The sequence below is a fragment of the Streptomyces sp. NBC_00433 genome, from assembly GCA_036015235.1.
Lineage (GTDB): Bacteria > Actinomycetota > Actinomycetes > Streptomycetales > Streptomycetaceae > Actinacidiphila.
The window spans coordinates 93,145-112,879 of the sequence record CP107926.1; the positions used below are offsets into that span (position 1 = coordinate 93,145).

Annotated in this window: 14 protein-coding genes and 2 pseudogenes; 9 read left to right on the forward strand and 7 right to left on the reverse strand. The window is 69.4% G+C overall.

The genetic code is table 11. The annotated features are described in order from the left end of the window. The first annotated feature begins 158 nt into the window (after positions 1 to 158). A pseudogene (locus tag OG900_00375) lies at positions 159 to 1,007 on the forward strand (transposase). Here the strand turns inward: OG900_00375 and OG900_00380 are convergent. Further along, a complete protein-coding gene (locus tag OG900_00380; protein WUH88732.1) occupies positions 999 to 1,805 on the reverse strand; it encodes a transposase family protein in 807 nt (268 codons plus the stop codon). The pseudogene OG900_00375 and the gene OG900_00380 overlap by 9 nt on opposite strands. Here OG900_00380 and OG900_00385 point away from each other — a divergent pair. The 3 genes from OG900_00385 (at position 1,763) to OG900_00395 (ending at position 3,236) form a co-directional block, all read left to right on the forward strand. Then, positions 1,763 to 2,164, forward strand: coding sequence for a helicase associated domain-containing protein (locus OG900_00385; protein WUH88733.1), 402 nt, complete (start codon positions 1,763 to 1,765; stop codon positions 2,162 to 2,164). The genes OG900_00380 and OG900_00385 overlap by 43 nt on opposite strands. A gap of 197 nt (positions 2,165 to 2,361) precedes the next feature. Further along, positions 2,362 to 2,694 carry a hypothetical protein gene (locus OG900_00390; protein ID WUH88734.1) on the forward strand — a complete coding sequence of 111 codons (333 nt, stop codon included), beginning with the start codon at positions 2,362 to 2,364 and terminating at the stop codon, positions 2,692 to 2,694. Between the two features lie 89 nt (positions 2,695 to 2,783). Then, positions 2,784 to 3,236 (forward strand): helicase associated domain-containing protein, encoded by a 453-nt coding sequence (locus tag OG900_00395; protein ID WUH88735.1) that lies wholly within the window; start codon positions 2,784 to 2,786, stop codon positions 3,234 to 3,236. Between the two features lie 143 nt (positions 3,237 to 3,379). Here the strand turns inward: OG900_00395 and OG900_00400 are convergent, their stop codons facing one another. Further along, positions 3,380 to 4,768 carry a hypothetical protein gene (locus OG900_00400; GenBank protein ID WUH88736.1) on the reverse strand — a complete coding sequence of 463 codons (1,389 nt, stop codon included), beginning with the start codon at positions 4,766 to 4,768 and terminating at the stop codon, positions 3,380 to 3,382. A gap of 586 nt (positions 4,769 to 5,354) precedes the next feature. Then, a complete protein-coding gene (locus OG900_00405) occupies positions 5,355 to 5,702 on the reverse strand; it encodes a hypothetical protein (GenBank protein WUH88737.1) in 348 nt (115 codons plus the stop codon). 350 nt (positions 5,703 to 6,052) lie between these two features. Here OG900_00405 and OG900_00410 point away from each other — a divergent pair, with 350 nt between their 5' ends. Then, positions 6,053 to 9,766, forward strand: coding sequence for a helix-turn-helix domain-containing protein (locus OG900_00410; GenBank protein WUH88738.1), 3,714 nt, complete (start codon positions 6,053 to 6,055; stop codon positions 9,764 to 9,766). Positions 9,767 to 10,498: 732 nt separating this feature from the next. Here the strand turns inward: OG900_00410 and OG900_00415 are convergent. Together OG900_00415 and OG900_00420 are read right to left on the reverse strand one after the other, a co-directional pair. Further along, positions 10,499 to 10,734, reverse strand: a pseudogene (locus tag OG900_00415) (transposase). A 515-nt stretch (positions 10,735 to 11,249) separates the two neighbouring features. Beyond that, positions 11,250 to 11,447, reverse strand: coding sequence for a hypothetical protein (locus tag OG900_00420; protein ID WUH88739.1), 198 nt, complete (start codon positions 11,445 to 11,447; stop codon positions 11,250 to 11,252). A gap of 31 nt (positions 11,448 to 11,478) precedes the next feature. Between OG900_00420 and OG900_00425 the strand changes: the two genes are divergently transcribed. After that, positions 11,479 to 12,090: a hypothetical protein gene (locus tag OG900_00425; GenBank protein WUH88740.1), complete on the forward strand. Its 612-nt coding sequence runs from the start codon at positions 11,479 to 11,481 to the stop codon at positions 12,088 to 12,090. 51 nt (positions 12,091 to 12,141) lie between these two features. Here OG900_00425 and OG900_00430 read toward each other — a convergent pair whose 3' ends face one another. After that, positions 12,142 to 13,344, reverse strand: coding sequence for an integrase core domain-containing protein (locus OG900_00430; GenBank protein ID WUH88741.1), 1,203 nt, complete (start codon positions 13,342 to 13,344; stop codon positions 12,142 to 12,144). Positions 13,345 to 13,361: 17 nt separating this feature from the next. Next, positions 13,362 to 13,745 carry a hypothetical protein gene (locus OG900_00435; GenBank protein WUH88742.1) on the reverse strand — a complete coding sequence of 128 codons (384 nt, stop codon included), beginning with the start codon at positions 13,743 to 13,745 and terminating at the stop codon, positions 13,362 to 13,364. Between the two features lie 447 nt (positions 13,746 to 14,192). Here OG900_00435 and OG900_00440 point away from each other — a divergent pair, with 447 nt between their 5' ends. The 3 genes from OG900_00440 to OG900_00450 all read left to right on the forward strand — a co-directional run bounded on the left by OG900_00440 (position 14,193) and on the right by OG900_00450 (position 19,726). Further along, positions 14,193 to 14,786 (forward strand): helicase associated domain-containing protein, encoded by a 594-nt coding sequence (locus OG900_00440; protein ID WUH88743.1) that lies wholly within the window; start codon positions 14,193 to 14,195, stop codon positions 14,784 to 14,786. Between the two features lie 241 nt (positions 14,787 to 15,027). After that, on the forward strand, positions 15,028 to 15,618 hold the full coding sequence (locus OG900_00445; GenBank protein ID WUH88744.1) for a hypothetical protein: 591 nt from the start codon (positions 15,028 to 15,030) through the stop codon (positions 15,616 to 15,618). Between the two features lie 310 nt (positions 15,619 to 15,928). Continuing rightward, positions 15,929 to 19,726: a hypothetical protein gene (locus OG900_00450; GenBank protein ID WUH88745.1), complete on the forward strand. Its 3,798-nt coding sequence runs from the start codon at positions 15,929 to 15,931 to the stop codon at positions 19,724 to 19,726. The last annotated feature ends 9 nt before the right edge of the window (positions 19,727 to 19,735 follow it).

A 19,735-nucleotide genomic window follows, 5' to 3' on the forward strand; every position in this document is an offset into this window, starting at 1 on the left:
TGCGCACGGCATACCCCTGACGGGCCTCGGAGGGCGCGCGCTGCCTCCCCCGGCGCGGCGGTACGACGCTCCGTCGACGGCCGGGCACCTGGTCGACCCGACCGTCGACGGGGCTGCGTCCGGTGCGGACGGCTGGGCGGCCCAGCGACCCGCTCGTCACCGAGCTCAAGGTCCTCACGCGCCACCGCCGTGACCTGGTCGAGGACCGCACCCGCGTGATCAACCGGCTGCGAGGGCACCCCACCGGCATCTTCCCGGCCCTGGAACGAGCCTTCGACCTGACCAACGCCGGTCCGCTGGTGCTGCTCACGGGCTACCAGACGCCAGCGGCGATACGTCGCATCGGTGCCCGCCGCCTGGAAACCTGGCTGCGCAACCGGAAGGTCCGCGGTTCCGCTCAGCTGGCCGCAACGGCTACCGACGCCGCCGGTAGGCAGCTGACCAGCGTTGCTGGAGAGAAGCCGGCCGCCCTCCTTGTCCACTCAGTGGTCAAGGAGGTCATGCGCCTCAACGGACTTATCGCGGACACCGACAAGCTCATCGCGGCGCGATTCCATGACCACAAGGACGCCGAGGTGATCAGCAGCATGCCGGGTATCGGCCCGTTGCTCGGCGCCGAGTTCCTGGCCTCCACCGGCGGGGACATGAGCGCCTTCGGCACGCCCAACCGCCTGGCGGGATTCGGCGGGGTGGCACCAGCTCCCCGTGACTCGGGCAGGATCAGCGGCAACCTCCGCCGACCGAAGCGGTACAGCCGAGGCCTCCAACGCGTCTTCTACACCTCCGCACTGATCAGCATCCGCAGCTGCGACGAACCACGCCGCTACTACGACCGCAAACGCGCCGAAGGGAAGCCGACGAACCGTCACGAAAGATCGAGGCTGGTGCCGCCGCAGCGCTCCTCCTTGGCTTCAGGACGCCCCAGACTATTGTGTGACTTACGGGATGAGCGTGCTGCCCCAGCAAGCTGTGATGGAGCCATTGAGCCTTTTCCAACCTCAGCTTGACGTCGCCAGGTGAAGCGTGAGGACGGCTTTGACCAGGTTGGTGATGCGGGTCGTGCTGCAGCGGAGCTTGCGCGGCAGCCGCCAGGTTTTGAGCGTGGCCATCGCCTGCTCGCCCAGGGCGCGGATCCTGGCGTGGGAGACGTTGACTGCCTGCTGGCCTGCGGAGAGCGTGTCCCAGCGGCCCCGGTAAGGGACGCGGACCGTGCCGCCGGCCCCTTGATATCCCTTGTCGGCCCAGCAGGGCACGCCGGCGCCGGCCAAGGCGTCGATGATGCCGTGGGTGCGGGCGGCCTTGATGTCGTGGACTGCTCCGGGCAGGGCGGGCGAGGCCCACAGCAGCCGGCCGAAAGGGTCGGCGATGACCTGCACGTTCATCCCGTGCTTCTTGTGTTTTCCCGAGCAGAAGGGGCGGTCGGCGGCGATCCGGTCGATCGGCAGGAGTGTGCCGTCCAGGATCACGAACGCCTTGCGGGCCGCGGTCCGGACGGCCGTGGTGAGGCCGGGGGCGAGGGCTGCCAGGACTTCGACGGCCTCGCCGATGTACCGGTAGACGGTGGCGATCCCGACGCCGAACCCGGCGGCGAGCTGGGCGTAGGTGTGGCCGCAGCGCATGTGGGCCAGGACCAGCAGGGCCTGCCGGTCCGTACTGAGCCGGCGCCACCGCGTCCCGCGCTCGCGGCGCCGGGTGGCCAGCAGACCGGACAGGTACCGCAGGGTTGCGCTGGACAGATCGATCCCGATGGGTAGACAAGCACGTGAAGCTCCGGGCGGACAGGTTGATCTTGGTCGACAACCCATCTACCAGGAGCTTCACTACTTCCTCAACGCCACGCCGACGCCAACTGACCTGCCGCTCCGCCAAGTTGGAAACGGCTCATGCTCGTGTCGCAACTGCACGGACAGACGACACCCCCGAAGAGCCAGACGAGAGGTCCCAGGCGCCCCGTACACAAGCCGACAAATGGGCGGCGAACATCCTGGCCGCCCGACAGTTCCACACCCGCGAAGGCAGCCTCCAGGTGCCCAGGAAGCATGTCGAGGTCGTGGACGGAGTCGAACACAAGCTCGGCATGTTCGTGGACAACGCCCGCAGACGGGCCGACAAACTGACGGCGGAGCGGCACCAGGAGCTGGCCGAGCTGGGCATGCGCTGGTAGCAGCACGCCGCGAAGGACCAGGGCACGGGGCCATGCTGCCCAGCCATGGTGGCGGCTGCGCTCGCCCGGTTCCGACGCTCCACCAGTGAACCCAAAGTGCTCCCGGGACCCTCCAAGCTCTGAAGTGCATCAAGTCCCGTGACATCGCACGTAGCCGACCCGATCCTTGAGACTCAGCACGGCGAGATGGGAGCACAATGATTTCCACCGCACCTGTGATCATCTGGATCGTCGGATTGGTCGCCATCCTCCTGGCGGCAGGCATCGCCAGAAGGCTGACACGAAGGCTCGGGCACGGCCCCTGGCGCGGTCCGTCCTCCGGCAGCAGAAACACCATCGACGACTCCGCCACAGCCGTCCCCGTCAGCGACGCCGGTCACTACGACCGCCACCACAACAACCACAGCCACAGTTCAAGCTGGCTCACCGGCCACCACGACGGCTCCAGCCACGGTGGTGGCCACCACGGCGGCTCCAGCCACAGTGGTGGCCACCACGGCGGCTTCGACGGCGGCGGCCACCACGGCTGATCCACCCTCACCAGGGGGCAAACGAACCCTGGCTCGGATCTACGCGATGCCTTGGAAGCCATCGACCGAGCTGGTGCCCGGCCTGGCCGGTGGCCTGGCAGCGCCGCTACCGGCTGTGCCGGGGCCTCATCGAGGCCGGCACCGAGCTGCCCACCGACCCCGGACAGATCACGCTCCAGGGCGAGGATCTCGGGGCGTGGGTCCAGGCGCAGCGCCTCGGCTGGGACCAGCTGCTGCCCGCGCGGGCCTGGATGCTGGAGAACATGCTCCCCCTGTCCCCGGCGGGGTCGGAGCGGCCGTCAGCGGCCCGCACACAGAACGACGAATGGGCGCTGAACATATCCGGGGCGGCCAAGGAGTTCCACGCCCGCGAGGGAAGCCTCCAGACGGTTCCCCGCAAGGCTGTCGTCCAGCTCAGCGAGCCGGACGGGAGGCAGACCACCGTGAAGCTGGGACTGTTCATCGGCAACTGCCGGCGCCGGGCCGACAAGCTCACGTCGGAGCGGCGGGCGGAACTCGACGCGCTCGGGATGCGCTGGTAGGCGAGCCAGAACGATCGAAGGCAGGCCTCTACGTACCGCTCAGATCTGTTGACCGCGACAGACGTCACCCCGCATACGGCGAAGCCCCCGATTCCCATGCCGGGGGCTTCGCTCGTTCGCGGCCGACGACCGCTCTGGACACGCTAGTTGAGGGCGAGCACCGCGCTGTCGTCCGCCACGTCCGGGTCGTACGTCGGGCGTCCGCCGCCGTCCACACCCCAGAGGACGGCCACTGAGCCCTGCGCGCCCGCGATCACCTGGTCGACCCGGACGGTCACGGTGAAGGCGGCTGTATGCCCGGCCGGTTCGAGGTAGCTGTCGACGCAGTCATACGGACCGTGCGCCGCCGCCTGCGGGTCGTCGTCGGTCTCCGGGTGGCAGTTCGCGGACGAGCCGACCACGGTGGTGCCCGGTGGCAGGGTGACCATGACCCCGAAGTCCGAAATGCTGCGGTCGAACAAGGTCGCCGGACCGTTGTTGGTCATGCTGACGTCGAGCGGGACGGTGTCGCCCTGGGCCGCCTGCGCGGTGGCACCACTGACCGAGAAGTCCGCTGTGTTGTCGGCCTGGAGCGCGGTCATCCGGTCGTCGCTGTTGGGGTCGGCGAACGGGAGCGAGACCTTGCCGACCGGCGCAGTGCTCGGCTGCCCCGGGTCCAGCACCTGGAGCTTGAGCGTGGTGCCCGTGCCCCGCGTCCAGGTGCGGCCGGCCAGCTCCGATTTCAGGAGCGGGTCGCCCTTCGGAGCGGTGATGGTGTCGAGGTAGGTGTACAGGGCGGTCGCAGTGACGTTCAGGTCCACCGGTGTGGCCAGCGCCGCCCGTTCACCGATCAGGATCGGCTGGTCGAAGGTGCACAGCGCCTTCTCGGCCTCGCGATCGTCCGGTACGGAGCTGTACCGGCAGTTGGCGTAGTGCTGGGCGAAGGTCAGGCCGGGCGAGGCGATCAGCAACGCCTGCGCGGCAGCGGCCGGCCGGTCGCCGGTGTTGGTGAACTCCACCGGCTCGCTCACCGTCGAGCCGACCGCGAGCCCGGTGTGCTCAGGCGGCTGGACCTGGTTGAAGGCCGGCCCGCCGATCTGTACGGAGCCGGTGGCGCCCACGAAGGTCGCCGAGTCCGCCATCCCGGTGATCTTGTACGAGGCGGTGGTGCCGGGCGCGACGCCGGCATGGGCCGTCATCGTGAACTGCGGGCCGGCGATCAATTCGCCCGGGCCGCCGGCGGAGAAGAACTCCGAGCAGGTGGCGATCGCGTTGCTCACCGTGCATTCGTCGGGGAAGCTCACGTCGGCGATCCTCGCCAGCTTCCGCGCGTCGACGGTGATGGTGGCGCCGGTCAGCACGCCCGAATCGGTCGTGTACACCAGGTACGCCTGGGCGGTCGTGGCCACGCCGGTGGCCACGGCGGTCGGTACGGCGACCGTCGCGGGGTGCTGCAGGGTGATAACGGGTGCGGTGGTGTCGGCGGCGGCCGGCGTGCCGCCGGACAGCACGCCCAGGGCAGCCACGGTCAGCGCGGCTACGGATAACGCCACCACACGGCGCGGGATACATCTATTCATCAAATCTACTTCCCCCCAGAAGAGTTGCTCCAGACCACGATTGACGCGTCCATGAGCATGACAAGCCCCGTGCCCAGAAGGTTGCACTCCAGCCACCACCGGGTCCTGCCCCCCGCTGCCGGCCCTTCACCACAACGAACACCCCGACCGTCGCCAACGTTCGAGGCCCCCGTGTGGAAGTGGGAGCAGCCACACCCACGACAGCCGATCCGCCCCATCCCCGCCGCTGAACGGCAGCCGCTTGGTCACCCCCTGACAGCAGGCCAACCGGCACCCACACACCCATGACCAGGCAGTCACCAGCCGAACAAGGCTGGCGCACAAGCGCTGCCACCAGCACGCCCCTCACAGTCGGCATCGCAGCCCTGGCCCGGTACCGATCCGCATACGGCCCCGCCCCGCCCCCGGATGATCCGGCGGCGGGGTGGGACATGACCGGCCTGCTTGCACCAGTACGGACCACCGTTCAGGCGGTTACAGGCGGTGACCGCACCCTACCGCCGGTTGTGGATCGCGGGCCGTCGGCGGGCGGCGGCGGCCTGCCGACAGGCGGCCGTAGCTAGCCGTCGGCCTTGGTGGTGTCCTGGATGACGGTTGACACGGACACCGGGTCGTCGGAGGCCCCGGAGTCGTCGACGGCGTCGATCTGGAAGAAGTAGTTTCCCGAGGGCAGACCGTCCCACGTGCCTGAACTGTCCTTGCCGTGGAAGCAGTTGGTCAGTACGTGGGTGCCATAGGACTTGTCAGGGGCGCCGCTGATGTCCTGGCGCAGTTCGATCGTGACGCTCTGGTTGTGCGTCGAAACGCAGCCCTTGAAGATGATCTGGGTGTACGACACGTCGCTCCACCGGCGCGACTGCCACCCGTTGTTGGCCCGCACCATGGAGATGGAGCTGGTCCAGTTCATCGGATGCACCTCGGTGCTGACGCCTCTGGGAGCGCTGGCGGCCGAGGACGTCCCCGCCCCGATCAGGAGCGTAGCCGGTAGGGCGAGTGCGGCGGCCGCCACCGCCAGTTTCGTTCGTAACGCAACCTTCATCTTGATCCCCTCCCCTTGTTGCCCACGACCCTTCGTCGCGGAGCACCTTCCTGTGGGTGCCTGCCGGGCGGCGGGCACATTCCGAGTCCATCAACCGTCGGATTGACCGGCAGGCTGCTTCCGTCACTTGGGTCAATGCGCGCACCCTGCACACTGGGCACCGGTTAATTGACGACCGGCCAGTTGGGCTGACCGGTACAGGGGAGGGGTGGTGGCTGGTGGCGGGGCGTCCTGAGCGTCCGCTGGATCCGGACGCAGGACCGGTACAGCGGCTGGCGTGTGAACTGCGCAAGCTGCGGGAGGAGGCGGGCAGCCCCAGCTACCGCGAGATGGCCCGGCGTACGGGGTGCGGTGCGAGCACCCTGTCCTACGCCGCCGCCGGCGAGCGGCTGCCCACCCTGCCGGTCCTGCTGGCCTACGTTCAGGCGTGCGGCGGCGTAGCCGAGCAGTGGGAGGAGCGGTGGTACCAGGCGGCCTCGGAGGTGGACGAGGAGGAGGTGCCGCTCGATCCGGAGACCGTTGCGCCGTATCGGGGGCTGGAGCGGTTCGAGCCCGGTGACCGCGACCTGTTCTTCGGCCGCGGCGAGCTCGTCTCCCATCTGACGGCGCAGGTGCGCGCCCACCGGTTAGTGGCCCTGGTCGGCGCCTCCGGCAGCGGCAAGTCCTCGCTCCTGCGCGCCGGGCTGGTGCCCGCGCTGCAGAACGGCAGCGGCCCGGTCGCCCGCCCGGCGGTCATCCGCATCCTCACCCCCGGCCCCAGACCGCTGTCCGTGCACGCGGCCGCCCTGGCCCCCGGCCAAGGCGAGGGCGAGGGCGACACCGTGGTCGTCATCGACCAGTTCGAGGAGCTGTTCACCCTCGTCGCGGATGAGACCCAGCGGACGGGTTTCCTGAACCTGGTCCTTGCAGCGGCCCGCGGCGGCCGGCTGCGCGTGGTGATCGCGGTCCGGGCGGACTTCTACGCCCGCTGCGCCGAACACGACGGCCTCGCCCAGGCCCTGCGGGACACCACCATCCTGGTCCCCCCGATGAACCCGGCCGAACTGCGGGAGGCGATCGTCAGGCCGGCCGCGGCCGCCGGGCTGATAGTGGAGCGGTCGCTGACCGCGCGGATCGTGCGGGAGGCATCGGCGGAGCCCAACTGCCTGCCGATGGTCTCCCACGCGCTGCTGGAAACCTGGCGCCGTCGACGCGGCCGGGTACTCACCGAGACGATGTACGAGGCGGCCGGCGGCATCCACGGCGCGATCGCCGCAACAGCCGAGGACCTGTACAGCAGACTGGGCCCGCACGAGGCCGACACCGCCCGCAGGATCCTGCTGCGCCTGGTCACCCCCGGCGACGGCACCCCCGACACCCGCCGCCCCACCACGCACGGCGAACTCGGCGGACTCGGCGAACCCGGCGAACCCGGCGAACCCGGCGAACCCGGCGCCGGATCGGCCGAGACCAGCCGTGTACTGGAGCAACTCGCCCGGGCCAGGCTGCTCACTCTGGACAACAACACCATCGACCTCGCACACGAAGCCGTCATCGCCGCGTGGCCCCGCTACCAGACATGGATCAACGAGGAACGCGCACGCATGCGGATCCAGCGGCAGCTCACCGAAGCCGCCACGGTCTGGCACGACCTCGACCGCGAACCCGGTGCCCTCTACCGCGGCACCCGCCTCGCGGCAGCCGAAGAAGCATTCCCCCCGCCCTGCCGAAAACAGGAACTCACCACCACCGAAACCGCGTTCCTCACCGCGAGCACGCAGGCACACCGCCATGAGCAGCAGACCGCCGCACGCACCACCCGCCGCCTGCGCACCCTCACCGCAACCCTGTCGATCCTCCTCATCCTGGCCATCACCGCGGGCATCACCGCCGTAGCACAAAGCCGCAACAGCGACCAGGCCAGACGCCAGGCCGTCGCCGCCCAGCAGGTCGCGCAGTCCCGGCAGTTCGCCGCCCGCGCCGACGCGCTGGCCGCCACCGACCCCGATCTGGCCTCACTGCTCGCCGTCCAGGCCTACCGCACCTCGCCCACCGCAGAAGCCACCGCCTCCCTGCAGACGGCCGCCGCCCAACCGCTCCGCAGCCGACTCCCCGGCCAGCTCCCGGACATGACGTCCATGGCGTTCAGCCCCGATGGGCAGTCCCTGGCCGCGGGCAGCAGGTACGGCCCGGCGCTCCTGTGGGACCTGCAGTCCGGCCGGGCCCCCACTGCCCTCAGCCGCTCCGGCGGGCCTGTCACCTCGGTGGCGTTCAGCGCCGACAGCCGCGCTGTGCTGCTCAGCCGCTGTGACGGCAAGGTCGAATCGCACAGCACACGAACCTCGGTGGTGCGCACCGTCATCGACGCCCCGGGGAGGGAGTGCAGCGGGATCCTCAGCGCCGACGGGCGGGTCCTGGTCGACACCAAAGGCCTCGGTGACATCCGGATCACCGACATACCCTCCGGACGTCAGCGCGACCGCTTCGTCTCCCACGCGGGCTACGCGAATGCGTTGCTGGCGGTGTCAGCGGACGGACGCACCATGGCTGTCAGCGTCGGCAGCCAGGTGATGGAGCTCGACACCACATCCAGCCGGGTACGGAACCGTTTCACCGTACGGGAAAGCATCGCGGACATTGCACTCAGCGGCAACGGGCAGACCCTGGCCGCTGTGGAAGGAGACGGACAAGACATCCGCACGTGGGACCTGCGCACCGGGCACCAACTGCCCGTCATGAACATCCGCTGGGGCAGCCTTGTCGGCGGCCTGGCCGTCAGCCCCGACGGCCAGACCCTTGCCGCCACCGACGTCCTCACTGTCCGCCTGTGGGACGCACGGTCCGGCCGCCAGCGGACCCTGCCCTCCGGCACGACCCACGCCTTAAACCTCGCCTTCAGCCCGGACGGGGGCACTCTGGCCGCCGCCGACGAGGACGGCACCGTACGGCTGTGGGACACCGTCCCCTTCCGCGCCCAGTTCACCGCTCACAGCGGACTGACCGCAGTGAGCCCGGACGGCCGCACCATCGCACTGGGCGACGGCCACGGGCACGTGCAGCTCCACGACCTCACCACCGGACGCACGCAACAAATCGACGGCGCCACCTCCGCCACAGCCCTTGCCCTCAGCCCCGACGGCCGCCTGCTGGCCATCGTGCGCCCGGAAGAGGTACTACTCAAAGACACCGTCAGCGGACGCACCACACGCCTGCGCGACGAGAGCGTGGGGCCACCTGTGTTCAGCCCGGACGGGGGCACCGTGATCATTGACGGCCACAATGGAAGCCATCAGATCACGGACGTGACGACCGGCCGTGTCCGCGACACCTTGCCTTTGTCTTGCAACGTCCCCGGGATGTGCACCGCAGTGTTCAGCCCTGACGGCAAGACCGTGGCAGTAAACGCGTCAACCGGTGCTGTGTACCTGTGCAACACGGATAAAGGACGCGCGGTCATCGTCCCCGATGCCTCCGGGGCGTCCATTACCGGGATCGGACATGCCGCCCTCGCCTACAGGCCCGACGGGCACACACTGGCCCTCGGCACGGCAGACGGCGTGGTTCGGCTGGTAGACACCGCAAGCCGACACTCCCGGATCCTGACCACCGAACAGACCGACCCCGTGCAAGCCCTGGCATTCAGCCCCGACGGGCGCACACTGGCCGTCGGAGGACGAAGCGGAACCGTCCAACTGTGGGACCCCTCCACCCGCCGCGTCCGGGGCACATTCACCGGCCCCGCATCACCGGTCCGCACGGCCACCTTCGGCCCCGACGGCCACACCCTCATCACCGCCGCGGCCGACGGGACCGTACGCACATGGGACGTCGCGCTACCCACCCCCACCCAGTCCATCGACCGGATCTGCCACGCAGTCCACCGCGACCTCACCCCCGACGAACACGCCCTCTACCTCCCCGACCAGCCCAAACAGCCCATCTGCCCCAACTGACCCGACACCCTCAGCGGACCCCGCACGGCGCAGCCGGGTCAACGCCCGACCCCGTCAGGGATCTCCACACCCAGGACTGCCGATCACGATGAAGGAGCACCACAGGCGATCCGCTCGGGCCGACTTCGCCCGGTCCCAGCAGGCCTCTCCCGCACCCGCTGGTTGCACAAGAACCCGGCCGGCCAGCAGATGCTCGTACAACCCACGGACGGTGCCATGAGTCTGCATCATGGGCCCGTTGGGTCCTCAGCGTGGGGCGGCAGTCATTCCTGGGGGCAGAGCGATGATTGCTCGTCAGTTACTTCGTGGCGGGTTGAGGGTGGCAGCGCTGACGTGGGTGGGAGGGATACTCGTCATCCCCGATCTTCCCGACATCCGCGGCGACCGCCCGACACTGGTATGGGCGACGATCGCGGTCCTGGTCCTTTGCCCATGCACCGCGGCATCCTCGTGGCTGTATGTGAAGCGATCCGAGATGAGCATCGGACTGCGGATCCAAGCCGATTACGGGTTGGCGGAGCAATAGTCAAGACTTGTGGATGAGTTGACCTGCGGCTCAGTGCGAGTTGTGCCGCTGGATGTTGGTCTTGGCGGCGTTGCGGATCCGTTTGGTGCGGCCGCGCTCGGCGAGGAGTCTGGCCGCGTCGGTGTTCTACGCGGTGGCTGCTTTGAGCTGCAGCCAGTTGGATGAGTCGAGGAGGGCGTCCGGGCGCCAGGGCTGTCCCAGCGCCGCTTGCGCTCTCCCGTGGACTCGTCGACGCGGCGGTCGTTCACCCGGGGCGCGGAACCTCGATCGCCCCAGCTGCCGTGGCCACCGTCCGGGGCCGGTGGCGGCCGTTGCGGACCACCAGGCGATGCCCCTGCTCGTCGGTCTCAGCAACCAACTCGGCTATGTACTGGTTGACTTCCGCCTCCAGGGCGGCAGCCAGCATCCGCCGGGCGCCCTCGCGGACGATCTCGTCGATCAGGGAACCGGACTGGGTGGAGCCGTCATCGGTGACTACGCTGAGCGCTGGGCGTGCCTTCCCGACCCGCGCTGTGACGCGGGCCTACTCGGAGACCTTAAGGATCATTCGGGAAGGTACGCCCTCCGCGTGCCCTCCCGGGACCGATCCACAGGTCTTGAGCATTGCTCGTCCTGCGGGCCATCTCCCGATAGGTCGGACTGCCCGCCTCTGCCCGCAGCCTCCGCAACTCAGCCGCTAACAGCTGGATCGGACCCGCACCGGGATCTAACGGCCCTTCAGGACGCCCTACCACCCGCACACCATCCCGTCTTCCCCCACCGTCCACGGGCGGAACCCGTCGCACACTACGCACCCCTCTTCACACCCCACAAGGGCGCTATCAGCCCCTCGGACGGAACCAGACTCCCGGCGCCGTCCAGCCGTCCGGGGTTGTTCCACCTGGTCACAGCGGGCTGCCAGACAATCCCGCCGCCGATGGACTCGGCACACCAACGGTCGGCACGCCGGCGCCTCCGTCAGAAGGGCAAACCTTTGAAGAAGAAATTGAGCAGGTTCATCACATCGCTTGCCGCCTTGCAGAACCGGCCGGCGGAGACCGAAGCGACGGATGCTGCCGGACAGGCCGGTCGCAGCCTCGCGCAGACGACCAGCCAGACCCAGCACACCCTGGCAGCCGTCACCCGGGCGTCCAGGCCTGCAGGTAGCAGGGCCATGCGTAGGGTCTTGGCAGAAGGGGGAACAACTATGCGTATCAAGATGGCCGGCTTAGCAGCTGCTGTCACCGTACTGACCGGCGGGGTGCTCGTGACCGGTGCGGGTGCGGCCGATGCCGCCGCGCCGGCCGCGCAGCAACTGCGGGTCGTCCAGACCACGGCGGGGAACTACACGGACCTGGTGATCTACAACTTCAACGGCCAGGAGATGGGCATGGGCCAGTGGAGCCAGGACCCCCAGGACGGGAACCCGGGGGATGCCCTGAGGGCGTACGACGGGCTGGCTGACGGCTACGCCATCTACGCATACCTCAGCGACGGCCGGGTGGCGACCACCAGCGGACACAACTCCCCGTACTGGAGCGGGTGGGTGGGTCCGAACCTGCCCGAAGACCACACCTACACGATGACGGTCTGGATCAGAAGAACGGCGTCCAGGACCGTTGCTTCTACGCGACCGTCTCATCCTGACGTACGAACATGTTGGCGTCGGCCCCCGAGCAGGTCGGCGCCAACAGCCGTTTTCGCTGCGGAGCCAATCGCATCACGGTGCTCCCCTGCCCAGGCGCCTACGCTCCAGGGCCTCCCCCGAACGGACGCGAAGGCTGGAGCGAGCAGCGCAGCGGCACTGTCGCAGCGGTGACGCATCCGGCCCCGGCCACTGTCACCGGCGTGAGATGCGCGGGCCAGGGCTTCACCGCTCGTCTTCGGCCTTGGGCTCATTCCACAGGCGGGCGAGCTTCTTCACCTTCCTCTTCCGCTTCTCGAACCACTCCGAGCGCCCCCACTCCTCACCCAGACGCTGCTGCTCGGCCGCTTCACGGCGCTGCCTCTCGGCTTCGGCAGCCTCCGCCGCGCGCTCGCGCTGCTTGCGGCGCTGGCGGTACTCGGCTGCCGTGCGGGTGTCGGTGAGCGCCTGGAGCAGCGGCTCGGGCTCCCGGCCACGCTCCTGCGCGACGCGGAACCACACCGGCCCCATCGGGCCGTGCTGCTGCGGGCGGTATGCGTCGGCGAGGGTGACGGCCCGGTGGTCTCGGACCTCCTCGGCGGTGCCGAAGTGCATGCTGGCGGGCGTGTGCCAGCCGATGCCCGAATGCCGGTGCTCGTGGTTGTAGTACGCGATGAACGCCTCGAACCACTCGCGGGCGTGGGCCAGCGAATCGAACCGCTCGGGGTGGTCGGACATGTACTTCACGGTCTTGAAGTGGGCCTCGATGTAGGGGTTGTCGTTGGAGACCCCGGGCCTCGAGTGCGACCTCGTCACCCCGAGGTCGATCAGCAGCTGGGAGACCTTCCTGGAGGTCGTCGACGTGCCGCGGTCGGCGTGCACGGTCTCGGGCACGATGCCGTTGCCGACGATGGTCTCCCGGATCAGCTCCTCGGCCCGCACCGCTGTTTGGGCGGCCTCGACGGTATGGCCGACGATGTAGCGGCTGACGATGTCGATGATGACGTAGGCGTGGTACCAGACGCCCTCGGCCGGCCCGGCCGCCTTCGTGATGTCCCGGGTGAACACCTGGGAGGGCCCGGTGGCGACCAGTTCGGGCACCGTTTTCGCCGGGTGGGTGGCCTGGCGGCGGCGTTCGCCGGACTGGCCCTTCTCGCGCAGGATGCGGTACATCGTGGAGACGGAGCAGTGGTAGCGCCCGGCATCCAGCTCGCGGGCCCATGTCTGCGCGGGTGGCAGCTCGGCGTACTCGCCCGAGTTCATCAGCTCCAGGACCGCTGCCCGTTCCTTCGGTGTGAGGGCCGAGGGCTGGGCCTGCGGTTTGCTGGGCTTTCGCTCGGGCGGGGGCCGCAGCCGGCGGTAGTGGGTGGTCCGGGAGCGGCCGGTCAGCCGGCAGGCCGCCGTGGCACCGGGCTTGTCACCGATGCCGGTGAACGCGTCGTCGACCACCGGTTCGGCGGCAGCGTTCAGTCCGCGCTCTCGGAGATCGTTTCCAAGAGCGCGGAAGCTTTTCCCATGACCTCCAGCGCAGCCTTGTTCCGGGCCGGTTCCTTCTCCAGCCGTTCCACCTGGCGGCGCAGCCTCTCGTTCTCCGCCCCGGCAGCCGACCTCTTCGGCCTCACCGGGCTGGTGCGCTTGTCGACCAGCTTCTCCAGGGCCCCGGCGTCCCGCGCGGCCCGCCATTCCTTGACGCGCGAGTGGTACAGGCGTTCTCGGCGCAGGACCGCACCCTTCTCGTTGTCGGGTGCGGCGTCGCACTCGGCCACGATCCGCAGCTTGTACTCGGGGCTGAGGGTGCGGCGCTTCGGCCGCGCGGCCGGGTCGGGTCCGGCAGGCGTGGTGCTGGTCATGAGGGGGTGGCTCTCCTGTCGTGCCCTCTCAAGCTAACCCGACGAAGCGGGACGTCTCACCCAAGGCTGACAGAGAGGGTTCCCCGAGGTCTTCCACCCCACAGCTGTGGGGATGACTCGATCAAAGCGGTGGCCGTTGCCGAGTAGGCTCGCTCCGCCCCACACGCGTGGGGCCGACTCGTCGCCCTCAACATCGGCCAGCGGCGCTGCGTACTCAACACCTCCTCGCGCTAGAATAAACCTGCAGGTCAGCCCGCCTTTCCCCAGTGGATTCCTCATGACAATGTCCCGGGATTCCTCGCCCGGCGTCAGAAGAAGTCGTCACATCAGCGTCAGCTCTGCGGTTCAACCACTGCGTCGAAACCGCAGGTCAGATCGCCGCTCCGCATAACGCGGGCTGTGACATCCCACCGAGGAAACATCGCGACAGTCGGGCGAGGACACGCAGTGTGGGCCAAGAATCTGAGGACGGCAGGCAGGAAGGCGGCGGAGATCGAGGCGCGGCGCGAAGCCGGCCTGCCGGTCGGCTCCACCGCCGGGGCGCTGACCGAAGAGCGCCGCGACGCGCTCGAGAACATCGACCCGTCATGGCGTCCGGCCTGGCCGGTCGCTTGGCAGCGCTGCTACAAGCTGTGCCGCAACCTCAGCGAGGCCGGCACCGAACTGCCCACCGCCCCTGGGCAGATGACGCTGCAGGGCGAGGATTTGGGGGCGTGGGTCCAGGCGCAGCGGTTGGGCTGGGATGCCCTGCTGCCTGCTCAGGCGTGGATGCTGGAGCACATGCTCCACCTGTCCCCGGCGGAGCCTGAGGAGAGGTCGCAGGCGCCCCGTACGCAGGCCGACAAATGGGCGGCGAACATCCTGGCCGCCCGACAGTTCCACACCCGCGAAGGCAGCCTCCAGGTGCCCAGGAAGCATGTCGAGGTCGTGGACGGAGTCGAACACAAGCTCGGCATGTTCGTGGACAACGCCCGCAGACGGGCCGACAAACTGACGGCGGAGCGGCACCAGGAGCTGGCCGAGTTGGGGATGCGCTGGTAGCCGGAGGCACGGGCAACCGTCCTCGGGGCAGCAGTTGACAGGCACGGCCGAACAGGGCTGCCAATCAATTTCGCGGACGCTCCAATCGTTCTAGCGGAACCCGCAAGGAGGGGACCGCGACCGTGAGGCTGACGGCGAAGTCGGGCTCGGGGCCACTGCCTCCCGGGGGAGGCGGACACGGGGGACCGTGTGAGCCCCGTGTCCGGCCCGTCCGTGAGCATCTGACGACGGAAGGAACACCGTGTACAAGAAGACAAGGGCAAGCCTGGCGGGCATCATCCTCCTCACGATGATGGCGCTCGCCACGATCGCCGGGAGCGGCACGGCGAGCGCCGCGGCCAGCGGCCGTGCGGGGTTCGTGGCCGAGGCCCGCGAGGCCGGGCTGAGCACCAAGCAGGCCACCGGCCTGCAGAGCAAGGTGGACACCTACCTGACCAAGCTGGCCGGGAAGGGCACCCAGGTCTCCCCCAACCAGATCGACCTGAAAGGAGCGGTCCTCAACGTCGCGGTACCCGGGGAGGGCCGGCCGCGTCAACTGGGCGCCGTGAGGCCCGCCGTGGACAACGCCGCCCAGTGCTCGCCCACCGCGGACTACTACTGGTTCTGCGCTTACCAGAACGCGTACCGGGGCGGCGACAACATCGGCATGTATTCATGCGGCGCATATCCCATCCCCTGGTTCACCACGGGTTCGTGGGAGAACAACCAGACCCGTGGCACCGTTCCCACGGCCTACTTCACGGACGGGTCGACCTGGCGGATGCCCGGCGCCTACTACTACGCGTCCGCCGGCGTGAACTGGTCACCCGTGACGCAGATCGTCAACTGCTGACCCTCCTTTTCCACCGGCCTTCGCGCGGAACCCGCGCGAAGGCCGTCACCCGCGGACGGTTCGGACGGCCGAGTCCGTCACGTCGATCCGTTCGCCGGCGCACACTCACGGCGCCGGGCTCCGGCGCACGAGAGCGGGCACCGTGACCGCCCAGCCGCGCCTGCCCCCGGGAGAGGGTCGGACGCATGCTGGCGCGGGACAGCGCGTTCCTGCACGGTTGGTCTCCAAAGCCTCTGCGCAGTCGCACGCTGGGGGCCGGCTCGAGGGTCGATGAGACGCCGTCCAGCACGGAAGGAAGGGGGAATGAGCCATGGGACGCCGGGAGAGCCAACTGGATCCCGAGGCCGGGCCGGTCCAGCGTTTCGCCCACGACCTGCGCCTGCTACGCCAGGAGGCCGGCGGGGTCGCCTACCGTGCCATGGCCGAGAGCGCCGGGTACGCGGCCGCCACACTGTCCGAGGCTGCCGCCGGTGGGCGGCTGCCTTCCCTGCCCGTGACCCTGGCTTACGTGGGTGCCTGTGGCGGGGATGCCGCCGAGTGGGAGAGGCGCTGGTGGCAGGCCTCTCGCGCGGAGGCGGCGCTGCCGGCGGCTGACGACGGAACGCTGGCTCCCTACCGGGGCCTGGCGCGTTTTGAGCCCGGTGACCAGGGCCGTTTTTTCGGCCGGGACCAGCTGATCACCGATCTGGTGCGGCTGACAGGACAGCACCGGTTCGCGGGTCTGGTCGGTACCTCCGGCAGTGGGAAATCCTCGCTGCTGCGGGCCGGGTTGGTTCCGGCCCTGCAAGGCGCCCCGCCCGAGGGCCGTCCGGCGGTGATCCGGATCCTCACCCCAGGGGAGCATCCGGCAAGCGTCCATGCAGGCGCTCTGGTTCCCGTGGGCGCAGAGTCGAAGTCGGACACCTGGGTGATGGTGGACCAGTTCGAGGAGGTCTTCACACTCTGCCAGGACACCGGCCAGCGCAACCGGTTCATCGACCTGCTGCTGACCGCCCTCGCGCCGGGCAGCCGCCTGCGCGTGGTGATCGCTGTGCGGGCTGACTTCTACGGCCGCTGCTCCGAACACCGCGGGCTGGCGGACGCCCTGCGCGCCGCAAACCTGCTCGTCGGCCCGATGAGCCCACAGGAACTGCGGGAGGCGATCGTCAAACCCGCTGCCGCCGGGGGCCTGATCCTGGAACGCGCCCTGACCGCCCGGGTCATCACCGATGTCGTCGACCAGCCCGGCGGCCTGCCCCTGATGTCCCACGCGCTGCTGGAGACCTGGCGCCGCCGCCACGCCCGGACCCTGACCCTGGAAGGCTACGAGGCCGCCGGCGGCGTCCACGGCTCCATCGCCCGTACCGCGGAAGAGGTGTACACCCAGCTCTCCCCCGAGCAGGCCGTTCTCGCCCGCCGCCTGCTCCTGCGGCTGATCACACCAGGTTCGGGGGCTCAGGACACCCGCCGCCCCGCCGCCCGTGCCGAACTCACCGCCTGCAGCCCCGCCGACACCACACTGGTCCTCGACCACCTGGCCCGCGCGCGCCTGGTCACCCTCGACCACGACAGCGTCGACCTCGCCCACGAAGCCCTGATCACCTCATGGCCCCGACTGCACGCCTGGATCGACCAGAACCGCGAACTCCTCAGCCAGCAACGACAACTCACCGAAGCCGCAGCATCCTGGGACCAACTCGACCGTGACCCCGGCGCCCTCTACCGCGGCAGCCGCCTGACCAGAGCAGAAGAGGCCTTCGCCGCCGAAGACCGCGAACACCTCACCCCGGTGGAACGGTCCTTCCTCACCACCAGCCTCGACACCCGCCACCGTGAGCAGCGCACAGCGGTCCACGCCACCCGGCGACTGCGTACGCTGGCAGCCGTTCTCACACTCCTGCTCATCGTCGCTGTCACGACCGCCGCCCTGGCACTGGACGAACGCCGAAGCGCCCTCACCGCCGAACAGCAAGCCCAGTCCAACGCCGACCTGGCACTGGACGAACGCCGAAGCGCCCTCACCGCCGAACAGCAAGCCCAGTCCCGGCAGGTCGCCGCCCAGTCCACGGCCTTACTGAACACCGACTCCGACCTGGCTTCCCTCCTGGCCGTGGCGGCGTACCGCATCAGCCCCACCCGTGAGGCCCTCACCAGCCTCTACGCCGCCGGCGCCGTCCCCCTCCAGCGCCGGCTCACCGGCCACACCGGCGGTGCGCAGTCCGTTTCCTTCAGTCCGGACGGCACTGCCGTCGCCACCGCGTACAAAAACACCGTGCGCGTGTGGGACGCAGCCACCGGCCGCACCAAAACCACACTGACCGGTTTGGGCGACAACCGGATCTCGGTAGGCTTCCGTGCGGACAACCGCGCCCTGGCAGCCACCGGGAACCGTACGGTGAAGGTGTGGGACGTGGCCACCCGTCGGGTCCTGCACACTCTTCACCTCGACACCGACGTGATGTCGATGGCGTTCAGCCCGGACGGCACCACCCTGGCCACCATCGGCGGCGACGGCACATTACTGCTGTGGGACGTGGACACCGGCCACACACGGCGTTCCCCGCATGCCACCGGTACAACGTCCGTGGCCTTCAGCCCCGACGGCCGCACTCTCGCCACCGGCAACGACTACTACGGCGACAACACAGCACAACTGTGGGACACGAGCACCGGCCACCGCCGAGCAGTCCTCCACAGCCCGGCCTCCGTGACGTCCGTGGCCTTCAGCCCCAACGGCCGCACTCTCGCCACCGGCAACGACGACGGCACAGCCCGGGTGTGGGACATCGCCACCCGCCGCAACCGCGCGACCCTGACCGGCTACACCAACGGTGTGCAGTCAGTGGCCTTCAGCCCCGACGGCACCATCCTGGCCACCGGCAGCGGACACGGCACCGTGCAGCTCTGGCCCCTGGTCGGCGACCACGCCCAAGACGCCGTCAGCGGACTCCCCGCGCACCCCGGGTATCCCATCGACGGCCGCGTCCAGGCCACGCTCACCGGACAATCCGGCCCTGTCACGTCGCTCGCCTTCAGCCCGGACAGCCGTACCCTGGCGACCGGCGGCGCCGACGACACCGTACGGGTGTGGAACACCACCCGCGCCCGGGCCGCTCTCCCGGTTCACCTGAGCATGGCGGCGTGGGTGGCGTTCGCCCCGGACGGCCGCACTCTCGCCACCGGCGACCGCGATGGGGTGAAGCTGTGGAACGCAGCCGCCCGCCGCATCCGGGCCACTCTCACGACAGACACCATCAAGGCATCGTCGGTGGCCATCAGCCCAGACGGCACCACCCTCGCCGTCGCGGACCAGACGAGCAGCGTGGAACTGTGGGACCTGACCACCGCCCACCACGCCAGGACCACCCTCAACGGAGGCTCCGACCCCACAACATCAGTGGCCTTCAGCCCCGACGGCAGCACCCTCGCCGTCGGCAGGCACGACGGCACGGTCCAGCTGTGGAACCTGGCCACCCGCCGTGCCGGGACCACTGTCGACGGCCACGTGGGCATCGTCGAATCGGTGGCATTCAGTCCGGACGCCACCACCCTCGCCATCACCGGTCAGGGCAGAAGTATGGATATGGCCACCAACTGGCCTCTCGCCGAGACGCGGCTGTGGAATCTGGGCGGCCACCGCACCACGGCCCTCCTCAAGTACCCAAGCCTTATCACGATATCGGCGGCATTCAGCCCCGACGGCCACACCGTGGCCACCCAGAGCAGCAACGACGACACCGTACGGCTGTGGGACGTGGCCACCGGCCGCACCCGGGCCACCCTCAAGGGCCACACCAGTGGCGTCACGTCGGTGGCATACAGCCCCGACGGCCACACCCTCGCCACCAGCAGCTGGGACGGCACAGTACGACTGTGGGATACGGCCACCGGCTACACCCGGGCCACTCTCACCACACTAAGCGGCGTCACGTCGGTGGCATACAGCCCCAATGGCCGCACACTCGCCACCAGCAGCTGGGACGGCACAGTACGGCTGTGGGACGCCACCCTGCCCGACCCGGCCGGAACAGCCACCCAGATCTGCCGGGCCATCAACCGCGACCTCACCGCACAAGAACGATCCATGTACCTACCCGGACCGACACCCAACCGCATATGCCCACCCTGAACCACAACC